The 17074-nt window shown below is 53.5% G+C and carries 13 protein-coding genes; 5 read left to right on the top strand and 8 right to left on the bottom strand.

Annotated features, from left to right (window positions below):
• Positions 1-151 precede the first annotated feature (151 nt).
• The 3 genes from aupA (at position 152) to K5L82_RS16340 (ending at position 5533) form a co-directional block, all read left to right on the top strand.
• Positions 152-1489, top strand: coding sequence for an alkane uptake protein AupA (aupA, locus tag K5L82_RS16350; RefSeq protein WP_133006594.1), 1338 nt, complete (start codon positions 152-154; stop codon positions 1487-1489).
• A gap of 13 nt (positions 1490-1502) precedes the next feature.
• A complete protein-coding gene (locus K5L82_RS16345; protein WP_223134879.1) occupies positions 1503-4904 on the top strand; it encodes an Ig-like domain-containing protein in 3402 nt (1133 codons plus the stop codon).
• 170 nt (positions 4905-5074) lie between these two features.
• Positions 5075-5533 (top strand): DUF2489 domain-containing protein, encoded by a 459-nt coding sequence (locus K5L82_RS16340; RefSeq protein WP_223134878.1) that lies wholly within the window; start codon positions 5075-5077, stop codon positions 5531-5533.
• A 283-nt stretch (positions 5534-5816) separates the two neighbouring features.
• Here K5L82_RS16340 and K5L82_RS16335 read toward each other — a convergent pair whose 3' ends face one another.
• From K5L82_RS16335 to K5L82_RS16325, 3 genes are all read right to left on the bottom strand, one after another.
• Entirely contained in the window at positions 5817-7184 is a 1368-nt protein-coding gene (locus tag K5L82_RS16335) for an HDOD domain-containing protein (RefSeq protein WP_133006597.1), read from the bottom strand.
• Positions 7185-7299: 115 nt separating this feature from the next.
• Positions 7300-9375, bottom strand: coding sequence for an ATP-dependent DNA helicase RecG (gene recG / locus K5L82_RS16330; RefSeq protein WP_223134877.1), 2076 nt, complete (start codon positions 9373-9375; stop codon positions 7300-7302).
• Between the two features lie 8 nt (positions 9376-9383).
• Positions 9384-10343 (bottom strand): hydrogen peroxide-inducible genes activator, encoded by a 960-nt coding sequence (locus tag K5L82_RS16325; RefSeq protein ID WP_133006599.1) that lies wholly within the window; start codon positions 10341-10343, stop codon positions 9384-9386.
• Positions 10344-10419: 76 nt separating this feature from the next.
• On the opposite strand from K5L82_RS16325, the gene K5L82_RS16320 reads away from it, so the two are divergent.
• A complete protein-coding gene (locus K5L82_RS16320; protein WP_223134876.1) occupies positions 10420-11292 on the top strand; it encodes an NAD-dependent epimerase/dehydratase family protein in 873 nt (290 codons plus the stop codon).
• Here the strand turns inward: K5L82_RS16320 and K5L82_RS16315 are convergent.
• From K5L82_RS16315 to gmk, 4 genes are all read right to left on the bottom strand, one after another.
• Positions 11285-11671, bottom strand: a complete 387-nt coding sequence (locus tag K5L82_RS16315) for a RidA family protein (protein ID WP_133006601.1) — start codon at positions 11669-11671, stop codon at positions 11285-11287. The two genes, K5L82_RS16320 and K5L82_RS16315, sit on opposite strands and share 8 nt — an antisense overlap.
• A gap of 79 nt (positions 11672-11750) precedes the next feature.
• Positions 11751-13892 (bottom strand): RelA/SpoT family protein, encoded by a 2142-nt coding sequence (locus K5L82_RS16310; protein ID WP_133006602.1) that lies wholly within the window; start codon positions 13890-13892, stop codon positions 11751-11753.
• A gap of 174 nt (positions 13893-14066) precedes the next feature.
• Positions 14067-14279, bottom strand: coding sequence for a DNA-directed RNA polymerase subunit omega (gene rpoZ, locus K5L82_RS16305; RefSeq protein ID WP_133006603.1), 213 nt, complete (start codon positions 14277-14279; stop codon positions 14067-14069).
• Positions 14280-14385: 106 nt separating this feature from the next.
• On the bottom strand, positions 14386-15021 hold the full coding sequence (gmk, locus tag K5L82_RS16300) for a guanylate kinase (protein WP_133006604.1): 636 nt from the start codon (positions 15019-15021) through the stop codon (positions 14386-14388).
• Positions 15022-15167: 146 nt separating this feature from the next.
• Between gmk and K5L82_RS16295 the strand changes: the two genes are divergently transcribed.
• Positions 15168-16046, top strand: coding sequence for a universal stress protein (locus K5L82_RS16295; protein ID WP_223134875.1), 879 nt, complete (start codon positions 15168-15170; stop codon positions 16044-16046).
• A 48-nt stretch (positions 16047-16094) separates the two neighbouring features.
• Here K5L82_RS16295 and K5L82_RS16290 read toward each other — a convergent pair whose 3' ends face one another.
• Positions 16095-16961 carry a YicC/YloC family endoribonuclease gene (locus K5L82_RS16290; RefSeq protein ID WP_223134874.1) on the bottom strand — a complete coding sequence of 289 codons (867 nt, stop codon included), beginning with the start codon at positions 16959-16961 and terminating at the stop codon, positions 16095-16097.
• Positions 16962-17074 lie beyond the last annotated feature (113 nt).

The following is a 17074-nucleotide window of genomic DNA, read 5'->3' as shown; positions in this document are numbered from 1 at the left end:
AGTACGTGGTATTACAGACATAACATACTGTCAAAAATGCCAACGTCCTAAAGTGACAAGTACCATAAACTGCAAGCTGAACAATCGTACCAGTCTCCTTGCGCACTCGCCGGGGCTGTATACAACAACAAAGAGCGAACGGAGTGTATAAATGGTTCTTCCTTCCCGATTTTCTGTACGGGCAACGACCCTTGCTGCTGCAGCTGTATCCGCCACCCTTTCCATGCCAGTGACTGCGAGCATGGGCAACCTTGGCACCACCTACGGCGTAATGCCGATCGACGTTGCTACCGCCCAATCGCTTTCAATGTTTAACGACCAAGTTTCGGCGACTTACTACAACCCGGCATCCCTGACTCGCGATACCCGTGGCGAACTGACGTCCGGCATCCTGCACGCGGAACAGGAGCTTCGTTCAGACAATCCCAATGCCAACGGCGATGTAGTTTCCAGCTCACCAAGTCAGCACGTGCTGGTCGGCATGAAGACTAACTTGGGCTCCCTAACTCGGTTTAATCACCCTATTTATCTGGGATTCATTGCCGGTGTTGAAAAGTACGGAAAGGAAATGCTGGCCTTTAAATCTGAAACCTCAGAAACCGGTCAGTATTTGCAAAACGGCAAGGAACCACTGTTCCTTAACCTTGGTGGTGCAACTCCGATCTGGCGCGGCATTTCTGCCGGTGCGTCTGTACGAATTACTCTGGAAGCGGCCGCACAACTGGATGCGGTGTCCACTCTAGGAGGTGAAACCAGCCGCGAGAGACTATCGGTCACTGCTGAGCCATCTCTGAAAACTATCTTGGGCACGAACATCGACTTCGGCAGCACCTTCTGTGGAGACGAAGCTTGTTTCCTTGACGGCTGGGAAGCGGCACTGACCTACCGCACCAAATCGTCTGCTAAAACCTCCGTGAGCTCCAATATCGTTGTAACCCAGACCATTCCTGACCCCGGGCTGAGCCTGACGGTTGCAACCATCGACTCGTTCCAACCCGAAACTATCGTTTTGGGCACCCAGTATGCCGGTGACGGTTGGCGCATTGGCGGCAGCATCGAACAACAGAACTGGTCGGAACTGGAGGATGAGTTTGATCGAGACAGCATCAAAGACCAAGAGTCTGTCTCAGCTGGCAACCGCATCGGTTTCGACGACATCCTCGTGCCTCGCTTGGGCGCCGAGTACCAATTGAACGAAAACTTTGCCCTTCGCGGTGGTATCGCGTACGAAGAGTCTCCCCTTAAGACCACTCGAAACCCGGAACTCAACTACCTGGACACCGATAAGATCATCGTCGGTTTGGGTGTAAGCGCCACTTATAACCGCACACGACTGCTGGCCTTCCCTGTTCGTTTGGACCTTGGCTACCAATACCAACAACTACAAGAGCGGGACTTCACCTTGGTCGACTTTGACGGTAACGAAACCAACGTTACTGCCGACGGTGATATCCATGTAATCAGCGGCTCCATCACCCTGAAGTTCTGAGGAGAAGCAGGTCATGAAACAATTTAAAACGTTAGCGCTGATTCCCGCCATGCTGCTTGCCGCATGTGGCGGCAGTGATGAGCAAGACATCAAGCAGAGCGTCAAGGATGCCAATCAGTCTGTGTCGCTGGTGTATTCCTACCCAATGGACGGCCAGGCGGATGTTAGCCCGAAAGCCGATATCGTACTTCGTTTCACCCATGTCATTGGGGACGATGAGGCGACGCTCACTGATAAAATCAAGGTTGAGTCCAGTAACGGCAGCCCGGCATTTACGGTTACGAAAATTGATGGTGGAAAAAGTCTCAAGCTGGAGATCGCTGAAGGACAAGCTCTAGCCAGTCGCGAAACTTACTCCATCACGTTCAACGAGCCTCTACTGACCGAAAGCGGTCGCGAAATCACCACGCCCAATGCGGTAGGCGAGCCGGGCATCCAATTCGATACTCGAGGCGAATTCAGTGGCGTTGCAGAGTTAGCGCAAACCTCAGGCGACTTCGCCGTAGCTTGGCAAGTGCCGGCAAGCGACACTCCCTTTGAAGCAGTGAACTTCTCTACCTTTCGTCTCGCTTTGACGCACCCGGTTCACCCGGAATGGCAAAAGCACGGAGGCTCAATTGAGCTTCTGGATAAAAACGGCACTGCGGTTCCCGCCACCGTATTGGTGAAGGGTAACCGCGTCACCGTTGACCCATGCGTCACTGAAGATCCGAAGGCGTGCGGCAGCAAAGACGACATCCTGGATGCCGGCCAAGAATATACGCTCAATCTGAACAACCTTGCCAGCCTGACCAACGGCCCGGACGGTGTGCGTTTGAGCAAATCGTACACGTTCACACCCCGTGCCACTGGCCCGACGGTGCTGCTAGAGCAAAAAGCTGTCACCTCTAACGGCGGCAACATTACCTCGATATTGAACGGTCAATCCATTAATGGTGTTGTACTAAACTCCGTGCTGCAGGGCGTTACCGACTCCTCCCAGCAGACCGGTTCACTGTTTGCTGAATTGGCTTTCGCACCGTCGTTCGAAGCCGATGAGGCGCTACCTTTGAGAATTCCGAAAGGCAGCATTCTGGAAAGCACCAGCCTCAACATCAAGGTTGGCGGGAAGGTCCAAGTACTGAACATTGACGACGGCAGCAACCAGGAAACCGGCACCATTAAGGTGACCATGCTATCTGATGCTTCCGGTTACATGAGCCCGAACGCTTATACCGACGACATCAACGCACCTCGTCACATCACGTTGTTTATGGATGTATCCATGAACACCGCCGAAGCCATGCCAAACGCTGGCTTATCTCAAGATCTGATGGGCGTAGAGCTTCGCGGTATCGCAATCGTTCAGGACGGCGTTCTGACAATCGATGCCATTGGCATGGTTGAGCCGAATTTGCTCGGCCAAGAATTTACCGACTCCACCATCGCCTTCCACCTGCAAGCTGCGACCGATGTCGACTCGGTACTTGATGCCGACGTGCTGCGTAAGTTTGACAACACCCCACCTCAATTACTGAGCTGGATGCCAGGCGCTGAGAATGCCAACCCCGCTACTCGCCAGTCGATGCAGCGTCCGGGAGATCCGGTGATTCTGTTTTTTGATGAACCGCTTGATTCGGCTTCCACCGCAAACGGAGTAACCTTATACGCCGACAATTCTCCTGTTTCCAACCTACGTTCCAAGCTCGACGGAACGACTCTGACATTAAACCCTGAAGGCGGGCTTGAACACGGCGTCGAATATACTGTTGAGATCAATGGCCTGACAGACTTGGCAGGCAATATTGCGCCCCAGGCTTCTCTGGAGTTCAAACTAGATCCTATCGACTCCTCCACCAACCCCGTCACTCAAAGGCCGCCACTGGCGCTTACTACTTACCCTGGTTACCCTTGTGAAACCGATTTCACAAACATGAACCTCCTTGAAGGCGATTTGGGAGAGTGCTTCTCAATAAGAGAAGCAGGGCATAGTAAAGGGAACGCACGTATCGAAGTTGACCTCCTACCGATTGATGCCATGCCGGCAGATCGCCCTATTACGGTCGTATTTTCTCAATCAATGAATCCTCAGTCCTTCCAACTAGGAAAAGGCGGAACATTCATTGTTGAGAAAGTTTCCGTTGACGAAATCACAGGCAAACCTGTCGGTAATGGTGAAATCGTCGATGGTCGTCTTGAGCTGAATAACCAGCAACTCCGGTTCTTCCCAGAAACCCCGTGGGAAACAGGTCAATTTTATCGCTACACCATGAAATCGGTACAAGATGAAGATTCCGCCACTTGTGAACATGAAACCCCTACCTCCGTATGTGGCGTGAATAAACTTGCACTCAAAACTGACATCCTTGAAGGAATAGATGATGGCGATGGCGCAAATGGCGCTGACGACTTAGTCATTTACTTCAAAGGTACTGAAAAATCAGAAACTGCGTTTACAGCTCTCCGTAACTTCCCAGTTCGTGACACTAACTCAAACTTCCTGATTGACTGTGTCGACAACTATGATGCGAACTGCGTAGAGCCTTTCGAAGCGGCTCATGCGGGCCTTGGCAATGATGCTGAAGGCTGGGGTCCATCCGCAAACTCCACGAAGCTCGCCGTCATTGGAGGTAAGGCTACAGCCAAGCTGTTTGATACCGGATCCAGCGGAATCCCGCTCGTCGATCCCGACGCGCGGGTAGGGTGTGAAGCCGGAACGACAGGCAGCTCAATCATATCCCGAGGCGATGCTCACCCCGACTGCCCTCGCAATAAATTCATCTACCAGACGTACGCGCTGAACACCGAGGTCCTTGGGCCTGGTACTTACGACCCAACCCCCGAACAGCCAAATAGTGGCGATGAAATCGAAGGAATCAGGGTTGATCTGTACCCCACGCTACTTACCACCAGTTCCATTAGCGTGTTCACACAACTTGAAGTTTTGGGCTTGCTGTTACAAGAGGAGTCGATCACTAATACCCAGGTTTTGCGCATGCGGTATACGAAAGACGATCCTTCCTGCGAAACCGACTGTAGCCGTAAGTCTCTCATCCCTGGCGTAATCACAAAAGGTGACAGAGGGCAGCCTGTATTTATTACACAAGCAGAACTGTTGATCGATGCTCCCGATATGGAGATTCCCTTAGGCGGCACTCATGACTTGTACGGTCGAGCCTTTACCCTCGAATTAAAGGGTGACATTACATTCTTTGACGATGGGCGAATGCAGATTGTACAAATCAACACAAACCGTGTCGGCCTTGAGGATGAATTGCTGGTCACCGCAGATGCTCTCGGAATTGCAAGTGCAGGCCTTGCGACAATACGCTTACCACTAGAAATTCCGGTTGGCGGCGCTTACCTGAACTTCATCACCAACCCAGTAAAAGACCTCCCAGCCCAATACGAGCAGCAGCAAGCCGCTTCTCAGTAAGTAAGCTAACAGGTTCTTTTACCTCTCAGGCCAGCCCTCCCGGGCTGGCCTTTTTATTTCCCCCTCTAAAAACCTCGCAAGCACCCTGCCCCAATCTCTGGCAAACTAAGCGTTATTCAATACAGGCCTGCAAAGCTCAGGCGACATCCTATGTACCGGGGAGATTTGAAATGCCCAGAGGGCTTCAGTTAACGTTCATCGTTATCGGCTTGGTGGTTATCGGGCTGTTGTTATTTTATATCTGGCGGCAGTCACGTTTGCTCAATGAAGAGCGGTTGCGTCAGAAAAAAGCCGAGGAGTTTCAAGCCAAGCGTAAGGAAGAAATGCTAGAGAGCATCCGGATTATCGCCATTGCCGTGGAAGAGGAACAGGTTGAGTACTCCGAGGCTTGTTTGCGCTTGAAGGGGTTACTCGATTACGTCGCACCGGAACTGCTGTCAAAGGAACCGTATAACGTGTTTCAAGTCGTGCATGAGAAACTGGAACACATGCCCACGCATCGGGCGCGAAAGGCTGCAGACACGGAAATGGTGCAGCAGATGGATGTTGAACGTTTCGCCATAGAACAGGAATATGCGGAGCGTATTCGCCAAGCGGCGAGCGCCATCCGTCACGTTCGTTTCGAGTGACCCACACATTATTTGTAATGATTTGTAACAAGAGATCAGAAGTCGCCTCGGCTTTAGCCTTATAATTCAACACCTTTAGCCAAGCGAAAAAAATGAGAGCCGCGTCACATTCTGTTTTCCGCGGCCACGACTTTCCTTTTGAGAAGCATTAGCTAAATTTAAAGCAGGGTTACGGAATTTGTCACTTCGCTCGAAGCCCTGTTCGTGTTTTCTCCTGATTGGTAAGACGGACTCTGCAATTTTCGGACATCATTGCCGGCCCCTCCGGGCCGGTTTTTTTTATTCAACTAGGCGACATCATTCCAGCCATTGCCATCACGCTGTCTTTATTCTCGACCAGCTCATCAAAGCGGCTTTCAACCTTTTCACGGTCCAAGCCCAGCTCTTCAAACACTTCATCGCCTAGAGGCTCGCCAGCCCCAAGGGCAACGCCCCGCGCGGTTAAAAGCTGGCGCCCCAACCAAAGCAAACGAGCGTACACCTGGTGTTCGCCTTCGTACCTCGGGTTTTTCTGGTAGCGAATGCCCATCACCACTTCATCCGGCATCCCCCAGTTTTCCATTAAGGTCGCGGCAATCTGTTCGCGGGTAAGACCCAGCAAATGGTGCTCGATTACACTGGAATCAATATTCGGGTTCACTTCGAGCGACCGGCAAACCAGTTTGAAATGTGGTGGGAATACCTGTGCTAACACCAAGTGGCCAAAGTTGTGCAGCAAACCAGACAGATAAGCCAGCCCGAACAGGGGCCGCCGGCCCCGAGGCATCATGCCCGCCAAGATGCCTGCCGATTGAGCCTGCCATATCGCTTGCTGCCAGTAATCTACGTAGCCATCCGGATGGTCTTTTGGTTCGTTGAGTGCGCGCCCAAGCGACAAGCCCATGGCAAGGTTCATCACTAGATCGAAGCCCAGCACGCGTGACACGGCATCGTGAACCGAGCGCACCTGCCCCGCCGCCGCATAGAATGACGATGAAGCCCAACTCACTACTTGCGCGGCAAGGCTGGGGTCGCTTTCCACTATGTCCACCAAATCGCCCATCACGGCGTTGGGGTTCACCCGCAAATGAATAATACGTTGAGCGGTTTCCGGGAGGGGCGGGAGCTCCAGGGTATCTTCAAGCCGCTGCTGAATACGGCGGCCTGTGAATTTTTTCAGAGCGTTGTGCAGCTCATCCCGATCGCTTTGTCCATTACTGAGGTTAACCGACACCGATTGTGCATCGATGGCGAAACTGTTGCGGTCTGCTTTGGCCGTGAGATTCCGGAAGTCTTCCAAAGGCATGGTAATGGCTAGATTTTGCTCCACCAGATAGAGGGCTATGGATTCAAGCTCATCAACCCTTCGATCGATAATGGTCGGCCAGCCCGTCAGCGACGGCAGTGCGGGTAGCTCTTGTAAGCCTGCGCGTTGGCGAACGCGCACTTGTTCAGTACGTTGCACCAGTTTTAAGTCCCGACCTAGAATTTTATTCAGGGTTTCCAGGTCAAGCAGGTCGTCGCGGCGGAGAATAGCTTGCAGATTCCCTTCACGGTCCGTCAGAAGAACCATCCGCAGCATGTCTTTGGGCTTATTTTGCCCCACGCTGCGAAGCGATACATCGACCGCACTTTCTCCTAGCGCCTGCTGAACAACTCCCGGGAGTTCCATACATGCCTCCTTATGAAGCCTTGAAATCCGTATACATTCATTCTGCAATTAACGCGTTTCTATTAATAGGCCTTTCTTGTGAACAGTATGAACCGCTTATCATCAAGCGTATTGATCAAACGTCGCCATAACGAATTTTTTCGCCCAGCCACCGACGAATCAGAGCTTTTACGATCTTTGGCTGCCCCATAAGCGAAGGCGCCATTTCCTTGATCGGCTCAATCCAGCCTTTATCGCGTTCAAAATTAGCCAAACGGAACTGCATCAAGCCTGTTTGACGGGTACCCAGCACCTCGCCGGGGCCCCGTATTTCGAGATCTTTCTCGGCGATCACGAAACCGTCTTGGCTATCTCGCAATGCTTGCAGCCGTGCCTTTCCATTCATCGACAGCGGCGGGTGGTACATCAACACACAAAAGCTAGCCTGCTCTCCTCGCCCCACCCGGCCACGAAGCTGGTGTAGTTGGGCCAACCCCAAGCGCTCCGGGTTTTCAATGATAATCAAAGAGGCATTGGGCACATCCACGCCTACCTCAATGACCGTAGTCGCCACCAGAAGATCCAGTTCACCGCCTTTGAAGCGAGCCATCATCTCCGCTTTCTCTTGAGCTTTTAGGCGGCCGTGTACCAAACCCACTTTCAGTTCAGTCAACCGCTCGGTCAGTTCCTGAGCAGTCACTTCGGCCGCTTGGCACTGCAAGGCTTCCGATTCTTCAATTAAGGTGCACACCCAATAGGCCTGCCGACCCTCGCGACACGCACTGCGCACCCGCTCGATGATGTCTTCACGCCGGCTATCTGGCACCACCACGGTTTCAATCGGTTTTCGGCCAGGCGGTAACTCGTCAATGATGGAGGTGTCCAAGTCAGCATAGGCGCTCATGGCCAGCGTCCTCGGAATGGGAGTTGCGGTCATAATCAACTGGTGCGGGGCCAATTCGCCACCCACGCCCTTCTCTCTTAACGCCAAACGCTGATGAACACCGAAGCGATGCTGCTCATCCACAATGACGAGCGCCAAGCGTTTGAACGCCACTTCATCCTGAAACAAGGCATGCGTGCCGATCGCAACCTGGGCTTCTCCATTGGCAACGGCTTCCAGAGCCTGTTGGCGGGCCTTGCCTTTGACTTTACCGGACAACCACGCAATGGGAATGCCCAAGGGTTCCAGCCACGCTCTGAAGTTATTGTAGTGCTGTTCAGCGAGTATTTCGGTAGGCGCCATCAAGGCAACTTGTGCTCCTGCGGCGAGGGTCTGCAAGGCCGCCAACGCGGCTACAACCGTTTTACCGGAGCCGACATCTCCTTGCACCAACCGCAGCATAGGTATCGGCTGGCTTAGATCCTGACGGATCTCACTCGTGACCTGGCGCTGAGCACCAGTGAGTTTGAACGGCAACTCTTCCAGAAAGCGTTCAGTCAGGTCACCGGTTGGCAACAAAGGTAAAGCCTTTCGTGCCTGAATTTGCTCCCGTACTTGCAACAAACTGAGTTGGTGCGCCAATAATTCTTCCATCACCAAACGCTGCTGCGCCGGATGACGACCCTCCATCAAAAGGGGCACTGGCGCGCCCGCAGGAGGCGAATGCACCAACTTCACTGCCTCTGTTATACAGGGTAGTTGATAGTCTGCCAGCAACTCCGGGGGGAGCCAATCTTTGATCGGATGACGCTCAAGGTATTTCAGCGCTTGCTGACACAGGCTTCGAACCCGGGGTTGCTGAATGCCTTCGGTCAACGGGTAGACGGGGGTGAGCGTGGCTTCGTTGGCCGCTGGCATAGGAGGCGGGCTGGTTTGGTATTCGGGGTGATAGAACTCGTAACCCGCCCGGCCAGGGCGAACTTCACCAAAACAGCGCACTCGGGTGCCTTCGCTGAGCTGGTTTTTCTGGGCGGCATTGAAGTGAAAAAAACGCAGAACAAGAAAGCCGCTGTCATCTTTCAAGGTCACCTGCAGGCTACGGCGCCGGCCCATCACTAGGTCGGTCTTCATTACCTCACCTTCCACCACGGCCACATCGCCCACCCGAAGGCTGCCCATCGGCACCACCCGTGTGCGGTCTTCGTAGCGATGCGGCAAATGGAACAGCAGGTCTTGTATGGACTGGATGCCAAGCTTGGCCAGCTTGTCCGCCAAGGCATTCCCTACGCCTTTGATCTCGGTAACGGAGATGTCATCCAGTGACGCCATGACTTACCTCAATTTTTAGGCACGGCTGCAGGGGTTTCCGCCTTGGCCCGTTCAATCACGCGACACTGGCTGGCCGCCAGTGAGAGCATATCGATGGCTTTAGGGCGCGGAAAGGTTACCCGCCATGCCAATGCCACGGTTCGGAAGGGTACCGGCGCTGCGAACGGGCGCACCGCCAGAATATCTTCCTGATATTTAATCGCAGTGGCTGCCGACAACGGCAACACTGTAATACCCAAGCCAGAGGCGACCATGTGGCGAATGGTTTCCAGCGAACTGCCTTCAGTCACCAAACCCGGCTGACTCTCGCCCGCCCGGCGGGTAATGGCATCCACCAGCGGCGGACAGGATTCCAGTACCTGATCGCGAAAACAGTGACCAGGGCCAAGTAACAGCAACTGTTCTTCGGCCATTTCTTCGGCGGTGATCTCGTCCTTCTCGGTCAACGGATGATCAGCGGGCAGCAATACTACGAAGGGCTCGTCATACAACGGTAGGGTCACCACCTCTGGTTCATCAAACGGCAACGCGATGATAATCGCATCCAGTTCGGAGTGCCTGAGCTTCTGGCGCAGATTTGCGGTGTAGTTTTCTTCGATAAACAGCGGCATCTCTGGTGCCGCCCGGCGCAGCTCCGGTAACAGGTGCGGGAACAGATAGGGGCCGATGGTGTAGATTGCGCCTACCTTCAGAGGCGAGTTCAGCTGATTCTTACCGTCTTGAGCCAGATCTTTAATCACGCCCACCTGGTCCAGAACCGTTTGCGCCTGCTCAATAATCCGCTGCCCGACCTCGGTCACCCGAATGCTACTTTTGCTGCGTTCGAATAACGAGATACCAAGCTCTTCTTCCAGCTTTTTTACTGCCACGCTCAAGGTAGGCTGACTCACGTGACAACGCTCTGCGGCGCGGCCAAAATGCCTTTCCCGGGCAAGCGTAACAACGTATCGTAACTCGGTGAGGGTCATCGTCGGCTCCGGTCGGATTGTTCAGGTCGAAGTTGCACTTACTTTATCAACCAAAGGATAAGGATTGAAATTGTCTATGGCAATGACGAATCATAAGCAATTGTCGCGAATTCTGGTGGCTGGCTGCGGAAAGCTCGGCGGGGACATGGCCCTGGCACTGGCTGACCACAACGCGCAGGTGTTCGGTCTGCGCCGAAGTCCTGAGAAAGTTCCAGCCGGCATTACCGGCATTGGCGCCGATCTGACCAAACCCGAGACTCTGGAAGGCAAGCTTCCCGACGATCTGGACATCATTATTTATTGCCTGACACCGTCATCGTACGACGAACAGGGCTACCAAGACGCTTACGTTACCGGTTTGTCGAACCTACTAAATGCCATTGGCGATCGGCCCCTCACTCGATTATTTTTTGTCAGCAGCACCAGCGTTTATGCACAAAACGACGATGGCTGGGTAGACGAATCTAGCCCGACAGAACCCAGTAGGTTCACGGGCAAGCATATTCTGCAAGGTGAACAAACGGCCTTGGACAGTATTCACCCCGCTACCGTTGTCCGCTTCAGCGGTATTTACGGCCCAACTCGCCAGCGCTTTTTAGAAGAAGTACTTGAGGGCCGAATGAACCCCCAACCACCAGCCCCCTATAGCAACCGAATTCACGAACAAGACGCCGTGCGGGCAGTCACTTACATGAGCGAGTTGGCGTTAGCAGGCACAGATTTGGAAGATGTTTACATCGTGACCGATTGCGAGCCGGTCAGACTGGATGAAGTCGTAGCGTGGGTTCAGCAGCAGACACCGTGTAAGGCACCGGTGAAAAGCGCGCGCAAAGGCGGCCGGGCAGGAAGTAAGCGTTGCAGTAACCAGCGGTTGCTGGCCAGCGGGTTTGGATTCCGGTACCCCGATTTTCGGACAGGGTACCGGGAGATGATCAACAGCCTTAGCTGAGTACCATCACGGCTTCCATTTCTACAGGCACACCCTTTGGCAGCGCTGCTACACCAACGGCGGCGCGCGCCGGATAAGGCTGCTGAAAGTAGGTTGCCATCACTTCGTTGACGGTTGCGAAATTGGCCAGGTCCGTCATGTAAATATTCAGTTTGACGATGTCTTTTAACTCGCCACCAGCGGCTTCGCAAACGGCTTTGAGGTTTTCAAACACCTGACGGGTTTGGGTCGCGAAATCACCGGCCACCACTTCCATGGTTTTCGGGTCGAGTGGAATTTGACCCGACAGATACACGGTATCGCCCGCCTTCACTGCCTGAGAATAAGTACCGATCGCCTGTGGAGCGTTCTCGGTCTGGATGACAGATTTATTCGTCATGACCTTCTATTTCCTCTGAAGAAAAACGACCATCGTCACCCTTCTGCGTAGCGCCTGTCAACTACGCCAAAGGTCTTGATCAGTAGCGCACCCGGCTGATATGGGTAACCGCACGAATATTGCGCACTCGGCGCATCACCCGCGCCAGATGGCGACGGCCGTTTACATGGACAACCAAACTAACAATGCCGAATCGGGCGTTTTGATCTTCCACGTTGATACGCTCGATGTTCCCGTCAGCCATGGCTACGGCATTGGCGATCTCGGCAATCACGCCGCGCTGACGCTCCAGTTCAACCCGCAGCTCAACCGAGAACTCGTCGGTAATGTCTTTCGCCCATTTCAGATGGGTGAGTCGAGCGCGACCTTCGTCGTCTTCCGGCAACTTTGAACAGGTGTCGGTATGAATGATCATGCCATTACCGGAATCCATAATGCCCACCACGGGATCGCCCGGAATTGGCTTACAGCAAGACGCAAACTTCAACAAAATGCCTTCTGCACCGCGAATCATCACCGGGCCAGAAGCCTCGATTTGCGGTATTTCGGAGCTCTGCTCTTTTTCCGGCTCTTCATAGCCCGCAACCAATTGTCGAGCGACCAAATAAGCCATGCGGTTGCCCAAGCCAATATCGCTGACCAGGTCGTCAAAGCTATTCACCTGATTGTGACTCACCACCGCTTGCTTCTGCGCATCAGTGATGTCGGCCAATTTGGCATCAAATCCATTCAGAGATTTCTTAAGAAGCGTTTTACCCAGCGCCATAGATTCTGCCCGCTTGCGGGTTTTCAAAGCGTGGCGAATGCTGCTGCGCGCTTTACCGGTGGTGACAAAACTAAGCCACGCAGGGTTAGGCCGAGCACCGGGCGCAGTGATTATTTCCAGCGTCTGGCCACTTTGAAGGGGCTGACTGAGCGATGCCAAATTGCGGTTTACCCGACAAGCAACGGTGGCGTTGCCAATATCGGTATGGATGGCGTATGCGAAGTCTACTGGCGTAGCCCCTTGCGGCAATTCCATGATCCGCCCTTTCGGCGTAAACACGTAGATTTCATCAGGGAACAGGTCCACCTTCACGTTCTCGATGAACTCCATGGAGTCATCGGCCCGCTCCCGCATCTCCATCAAGCCTTTCACCCAACGATCAACGCGGGTCTGGTTCACCTTACTTACGCCCGGTTCTTCGGTTTTATACATCCAATGGGCCGCAATACCGTTGTTGGCTATGTGCTCCATCTCTTCGGTACGGATCTGAATCTCGATATTCACGTGCATGCCAAACAGCGTGGTGTGCAACGACTGATAGCCGTTGGCTTTGGGCATGGCAATGTAATCTTTAAACCGGCCGGGAAGCGGCTTGTAAAGGCTGTGTACGGCACCGAGTATGCGATAGCAGTCGTCTTCGTTGTCGGTGATGATACGGAACGCATACACGTCCATAATTTCGTGAAAGGATTTCTGTTTGAGCTTCATCTTGCTGTAGATGGAGTTCAAATGCTTCTCCCGACCCATGATGCGGCCCGGCAGGCCGCGCTCCTCCAACTTTTCCTGCAATTTACCGCGGATATCCTCAATGATTTCCCGGTGATTGCCGCGCAGCTTTTGAATGGCCTTGGAGATGTATTTGGACCGCATGGGATACAGCGAGGAAAAACCCAGATCTTCCAACTCGGTAGAGATCGAGTGCATACCCAGGCGATTGGCAATCGGCGCGTAAATATCGAGTGTTTCGGTAGCAATGCGCTGGCGTTTTTCGAAGGGCATGGGGCCAAGGGTGCGCATGTTGTGCAGGCGATCAGCCAACTTAACCAGAATAACGCGTATGTCTTTGGCCATCGCCAGCGTCATTTTTTGGAAGTTTTCGGCTTGCGCCTCAGCCCGGGAACGAAACTCGATCTGGGTGAGCTTCGACACGCCATCAACCAGCTCGGCAACATCATCACCAAACTGGTCGGACAGCGCGTCTTTGGGAATCCCGGTGTCCTCGATAACATCGTGTAGCATCGCGGCCATGAGGCTTTGATGGTCCAGCCGCAGCTCGGCAAGAATGTGGGCGACCGCCAGTGGGTGAGTAATGTAGCGGTCGCCACTTTTACGCATCTGCCCTTCGTGGGCTTGTTCGGCGTAATAGTAGGCCCTTCGCACCTGATTAATGCGACTGGTATCTAAATATGAACCGAGCTCTGTAGCCAGTTCTTCAACCGTTGCCTCTACCGACACCGCGCCTCCACTAAGTTCTTTATGCCAGGAACAAAAAAGCCCGAATGCGAACATCCGGGCTCTTCCTTGCCTTTCCCGCTGGCTTCTATAGTTACACTATAAAACCGCAGAGACAGATTTCAATGCTTCTCGCTCTCCAACAGGTAATTCTTCTTATACCCGGTGATTTAGAGCTTAGTCTTCTTCTGTTTCAGTAAGCAGACTGCGAGAAACTTTTCCTTCGGCGATTTCGCGCAATGCGATAACCGTTGGCTTGTCGTTTTCTTCCGGCACCATTGGCTCAAAACCCTTGGTGGCGATCTGGCGGGCGCGCTTGCTAGCCAGCATAACCAGCTGGAAGCGGTTATCTACATGTTCCAGACAATCTTCAACGGTAACTCGTGCCATTATGTTCCCCGAAAATAACAAGTACTTTAACTAGACCGCGTAGTTTACTGCTGCCGGTTCAATTTGTATACAGCGGCAAACCGTTATCTATGTATCTTTCCGATAGCTATTCGCTTACCCCGGTGAGCCCCTTCAGCAAATCCGCAAAGCGCACTTGCTGCACCGACATTTTCAACCGGCAACTGCGGGTGATCGCCAACAAATCTGCCAGAGCCACATCAAAATCGTCGTTCACCACCAAATAATCAAATTCGACTGCATGGCTGCACTCGGCTTCGGCTTCGACCAACCGGCGCTCGATCACTTCCGGCGCATCGGTACCCCGGCCAACCAAACGCTGGCGCAAAATTTCCGCGGAAGGTGGCACGATAAAAATGCTCACGCATTCTGGCACCAACCGTCGAATTTGCTCGGCACCCTGCTGATCAATTTCCAGAATGACATCCCGACCTTTCGCGAGAGTTTCCCGAACCCACACTTGAGACGTGCCGTAATAATTTCCGAACACATCAGCATGCTCGAGAAAATCGCCACGATTGATCATTTCCTCGAACTGCTCGCGACTGACAAAGTGGTAGTTCACGCCATCTTGCTCGCCTTCCCGCATCGGGCGAGTGGTGTGCGACACAGAGACACCCAACAGTGAATCTGCACGGAGTATTTCCGCCACCAGACTGGTTTTACCTGCACCCGAGGGCGCCGAAATCACAAACAGGGTTCCCTGTCCACCGGCCTGACTCATGGTTCAACCTCTCCTGCACATCAATGGGCGGCCTTTGAATCGGCCAGAAAGCGCGCAATTATACGAGGTTTGACTTACCTCCGCACCCCACCCCATTGGCAGCTGATATTATGGGCTTAATTCTCTGAAAAGGACGGATAAAGCGCATGGATAAACTCTTGATCGTCATGGACCCTCAGCACAAACACCAGATTGCACTCTCGCGCGGCGTGGAACTCGCGCGAGCAACGGACGCCAGCGTGAACATCGTGGCGTTTGTACATGAATACCTTGACGCCTTGCCCAACGATCCCGTGGTTCAGGAGAAAGCCAAGAAAGCGCTGATTGAAATGCGGGAAAAATGGCTGAAGCAAATGCTGGCCATCACCGATTGCACAGACCTGAACGTCACCGTCCGCGTGGTTTGGGAAAAACAAATTCATCAATGGATTATTAATTACTGCCAGCAAGAATCTGTAAGTGCAGTGATCAAAACAGAGAGCCGCTCCGAAACCCTATTGTACACCCCGACCGACTGGCATCTGATCCGCGAGTGCCGGGCTCCGGTGATGCTGCTGGCCGAGCTCAAGTGGAACAAGGCCCACCCCATTCTTGCAGCGGTGGATCTCAGCACAGAGAAACCCGCCAAGAAGGCTCTGAACAACCGCATCATTGACCAGGCCTGGCTCCTGGCCAAAGCCATGGGCAGCGAACTGCACTTGGTTCATGCCCTGCATACCTCCGTGGTACTGGCTGACTTGGAAATCATCGACACGGCCGCCCACGAACGCAAACGACAAGAAATACTCAAACCGAGAATCGAGCACTTACGCAACACCTGGCATATGAAACCGGAGCAAGTGCACATCGTGTCTGGCCCCGCACAGAAGGTGATCCCCAGCGTAGCGAACAAAATCAAAGCAGACATGGTGGTGATGGGCACAACAGGCAAAACCGGGCTCGCAGCGCGAGTGATCGGCAACACAGCAGAAAAGGTTCTCACACATCTGCGTACGGATTTGCTGGCGATGAAGCCGACAGAATAGCCAACGGAAGGGAACGCCGGGTCAGCACAGCCTGCCCCGGCATCAAACTTACTCCAGGTTCTGAACCTGCTCTCGCATCTGCTCGATCAGCACCTTCAAGTCAACAGCGGCCCGGGTTATCGCAGCATCAATACTCTTACTGCTGAGCGTATTGGCCTCACGGTTTAACTCTTGCATCAAGAAATCCAAACGACGACCGATCGCTTGATCGCCCTGCAAGGTCTCCTGAACCTCACCGACGTGGGCATCCAGCCGATCCAGTTCTTCAGCCACATCGCTCTTCTGCGCCAGCATCACCATCTCCTGAGCAACCCGCTCCGGCTCCAGCTCAACCTTCGCCTTCTCAAAGCGATCCCGCAGCGTTTGCTCCTGAGTTGCCAGCAATTCCGGCATACGCTTACGCACATCAGCCACCAGACTGCTAATGGTGGCCAAACGATCCTCAAACAACGGCCGCAATCGCTCACCTTCTCGTTCGCGAACACTTACCAATTCAGCCACCGTCTCCGCAAACAACCCGGCCGCCGCAGTTTGAGCGGCACTGTAATCGTGTTCCGGCAACGACATCACTCCGGGCCACCGAAGAATATCCAGCGCGCTGATGTGTGCGGGGTTGTCCAACATCCGATTAATATGATTCGCTGCCTCATTCACTGCATTGGCGATTTCATCGTTAATCTCAAAACTCTGAACCTCATTCTCGGCCGATTGCAGGCGCATGGAGACATCGACTTTCCCCCGCTTTAACCCCTTGCGCAATTCCTCCCGAAACCGATTCTCCATCTCACGAAACGCTTCCGGCAAACGGAAGGAAGGCTCCAGATAGCGATGATTCACTGTGCGAATCTCACAAGTGAGGGCGCCCCAGTCACCGCGGGCATCCTTACGGGCAAAAGCAGTCATGCTGCGAATCATAAAGACTCCAATACCAATCGATGATCACTCGAGTTTAACAGGCAACTGCCGCAAGCGGCGACCCATACCAATAGCGGACACCACTCACCCGATCCCACGCCCCTCCGTGCTAT

This window comes from Marinobacter sp. AL4B, assembly GCF_019916045.1.
Lineage (GTDB): Bacteria > Pseudomonadota > Gammaproteobacteria > Pseudomonadales > Oleiphilaceae > Marinobacter.
The sequence above is the reverse complement of the archived record's forward strand: the minus strand, read 5'-3'. Positions and strand labels throughout refer to the sequence as shown.

What these genes read in the sequence shown, in the direction of transcription:
- K5L82_RS16320 (WP_223134876.1), top strand. Translation starts at nt 10,420, where the DNA reads ATGGCAATGACGAATCATAAGCAATTGTCGCGAATTCTGGTGGCTGGC.
- aupA (WP_133006594.1), top strand. Translation starts at nt 152, where the DNA reads ATGGTTCTTCCTTCCCGATTTTCTGTACGGGCAACGACCCTTGCTGCT.
- gmk (WP_133006604.1), bottom strand. Translation starts at nt 15,021, where the DNA reads ATGAGTCAGGCCGGTGGACAGGGAACCCTGTTTGTGATTTCGGCGCCC.
- rpoZ (WP_133006603.1), bottom strand. Translation starts at nt 14,279, where the DNA reads ATGGCACGAGTTACCGTTGAAGATTGTCTGGAACATGTAGATAACCGC.
- K5L82_RS16335 (WP_133006597.1), bottom strand. Translation starts at nt 7,184, where the DNA reads ATGGAACTCCCGGGAGTTGTTCAGCAGGCGCTAGGAGAAAGTGCGGTC.
- K5L82_RS16315 (WP_133006601.1), bottom strand. Translation starts at nt 11,671, where the DNA reads ATGACGAATAAATCTGTCATCCAGACCGAGAACGCTCCACAGGCGATC.
- K5L82_RS16325 (WP_133006599.1), bottom strand. Translation starts at nt 10,343, where the DNA reads ATGACCCTCACCGAGTTACGATACGTTGTTACGCTTGCCCGGGAAAGG.
- K5L82_RS16345 (WP_223134879.1), top strand. Translation starts at nt 1,503, where the DNA reads ATGAAACAATTTAAAACGTTAGCGCTGATTCCCGCCATGCTGCTTGCC.
- recG (WP_223134877.1), bottom strand. Translation starts at nt 9,375, where the DNA reads ATGGCGTCACTGGATGACATCTCCGTTACCGAGATCAAAGGCGTAGGG.
- K5L82_RS16340 (WP_223134878.1), top strand. Translation starts at nt 5,075, where the DNA reads ATGCCCAGAGGGCTTCAGTTAACGTTCATCGTTATCGGCTTGGTGGTT.
- K5L82_RS16290 (WP_223134874.1), bottom strand. Translation starts at nt 16,961, where the DNA reads ATGATTCGCAGCATGACTGCTTTTGCCCGTAAGGATGCCCGCGGTGAC.
- K5L82_RS16295 (WP_223134875.1), top strand. Translation starts at nt 15,168, where the DNA reads ATGGATAAACTCTTGATCGTCATGGACCCTCAGCACAAACACCAGATT.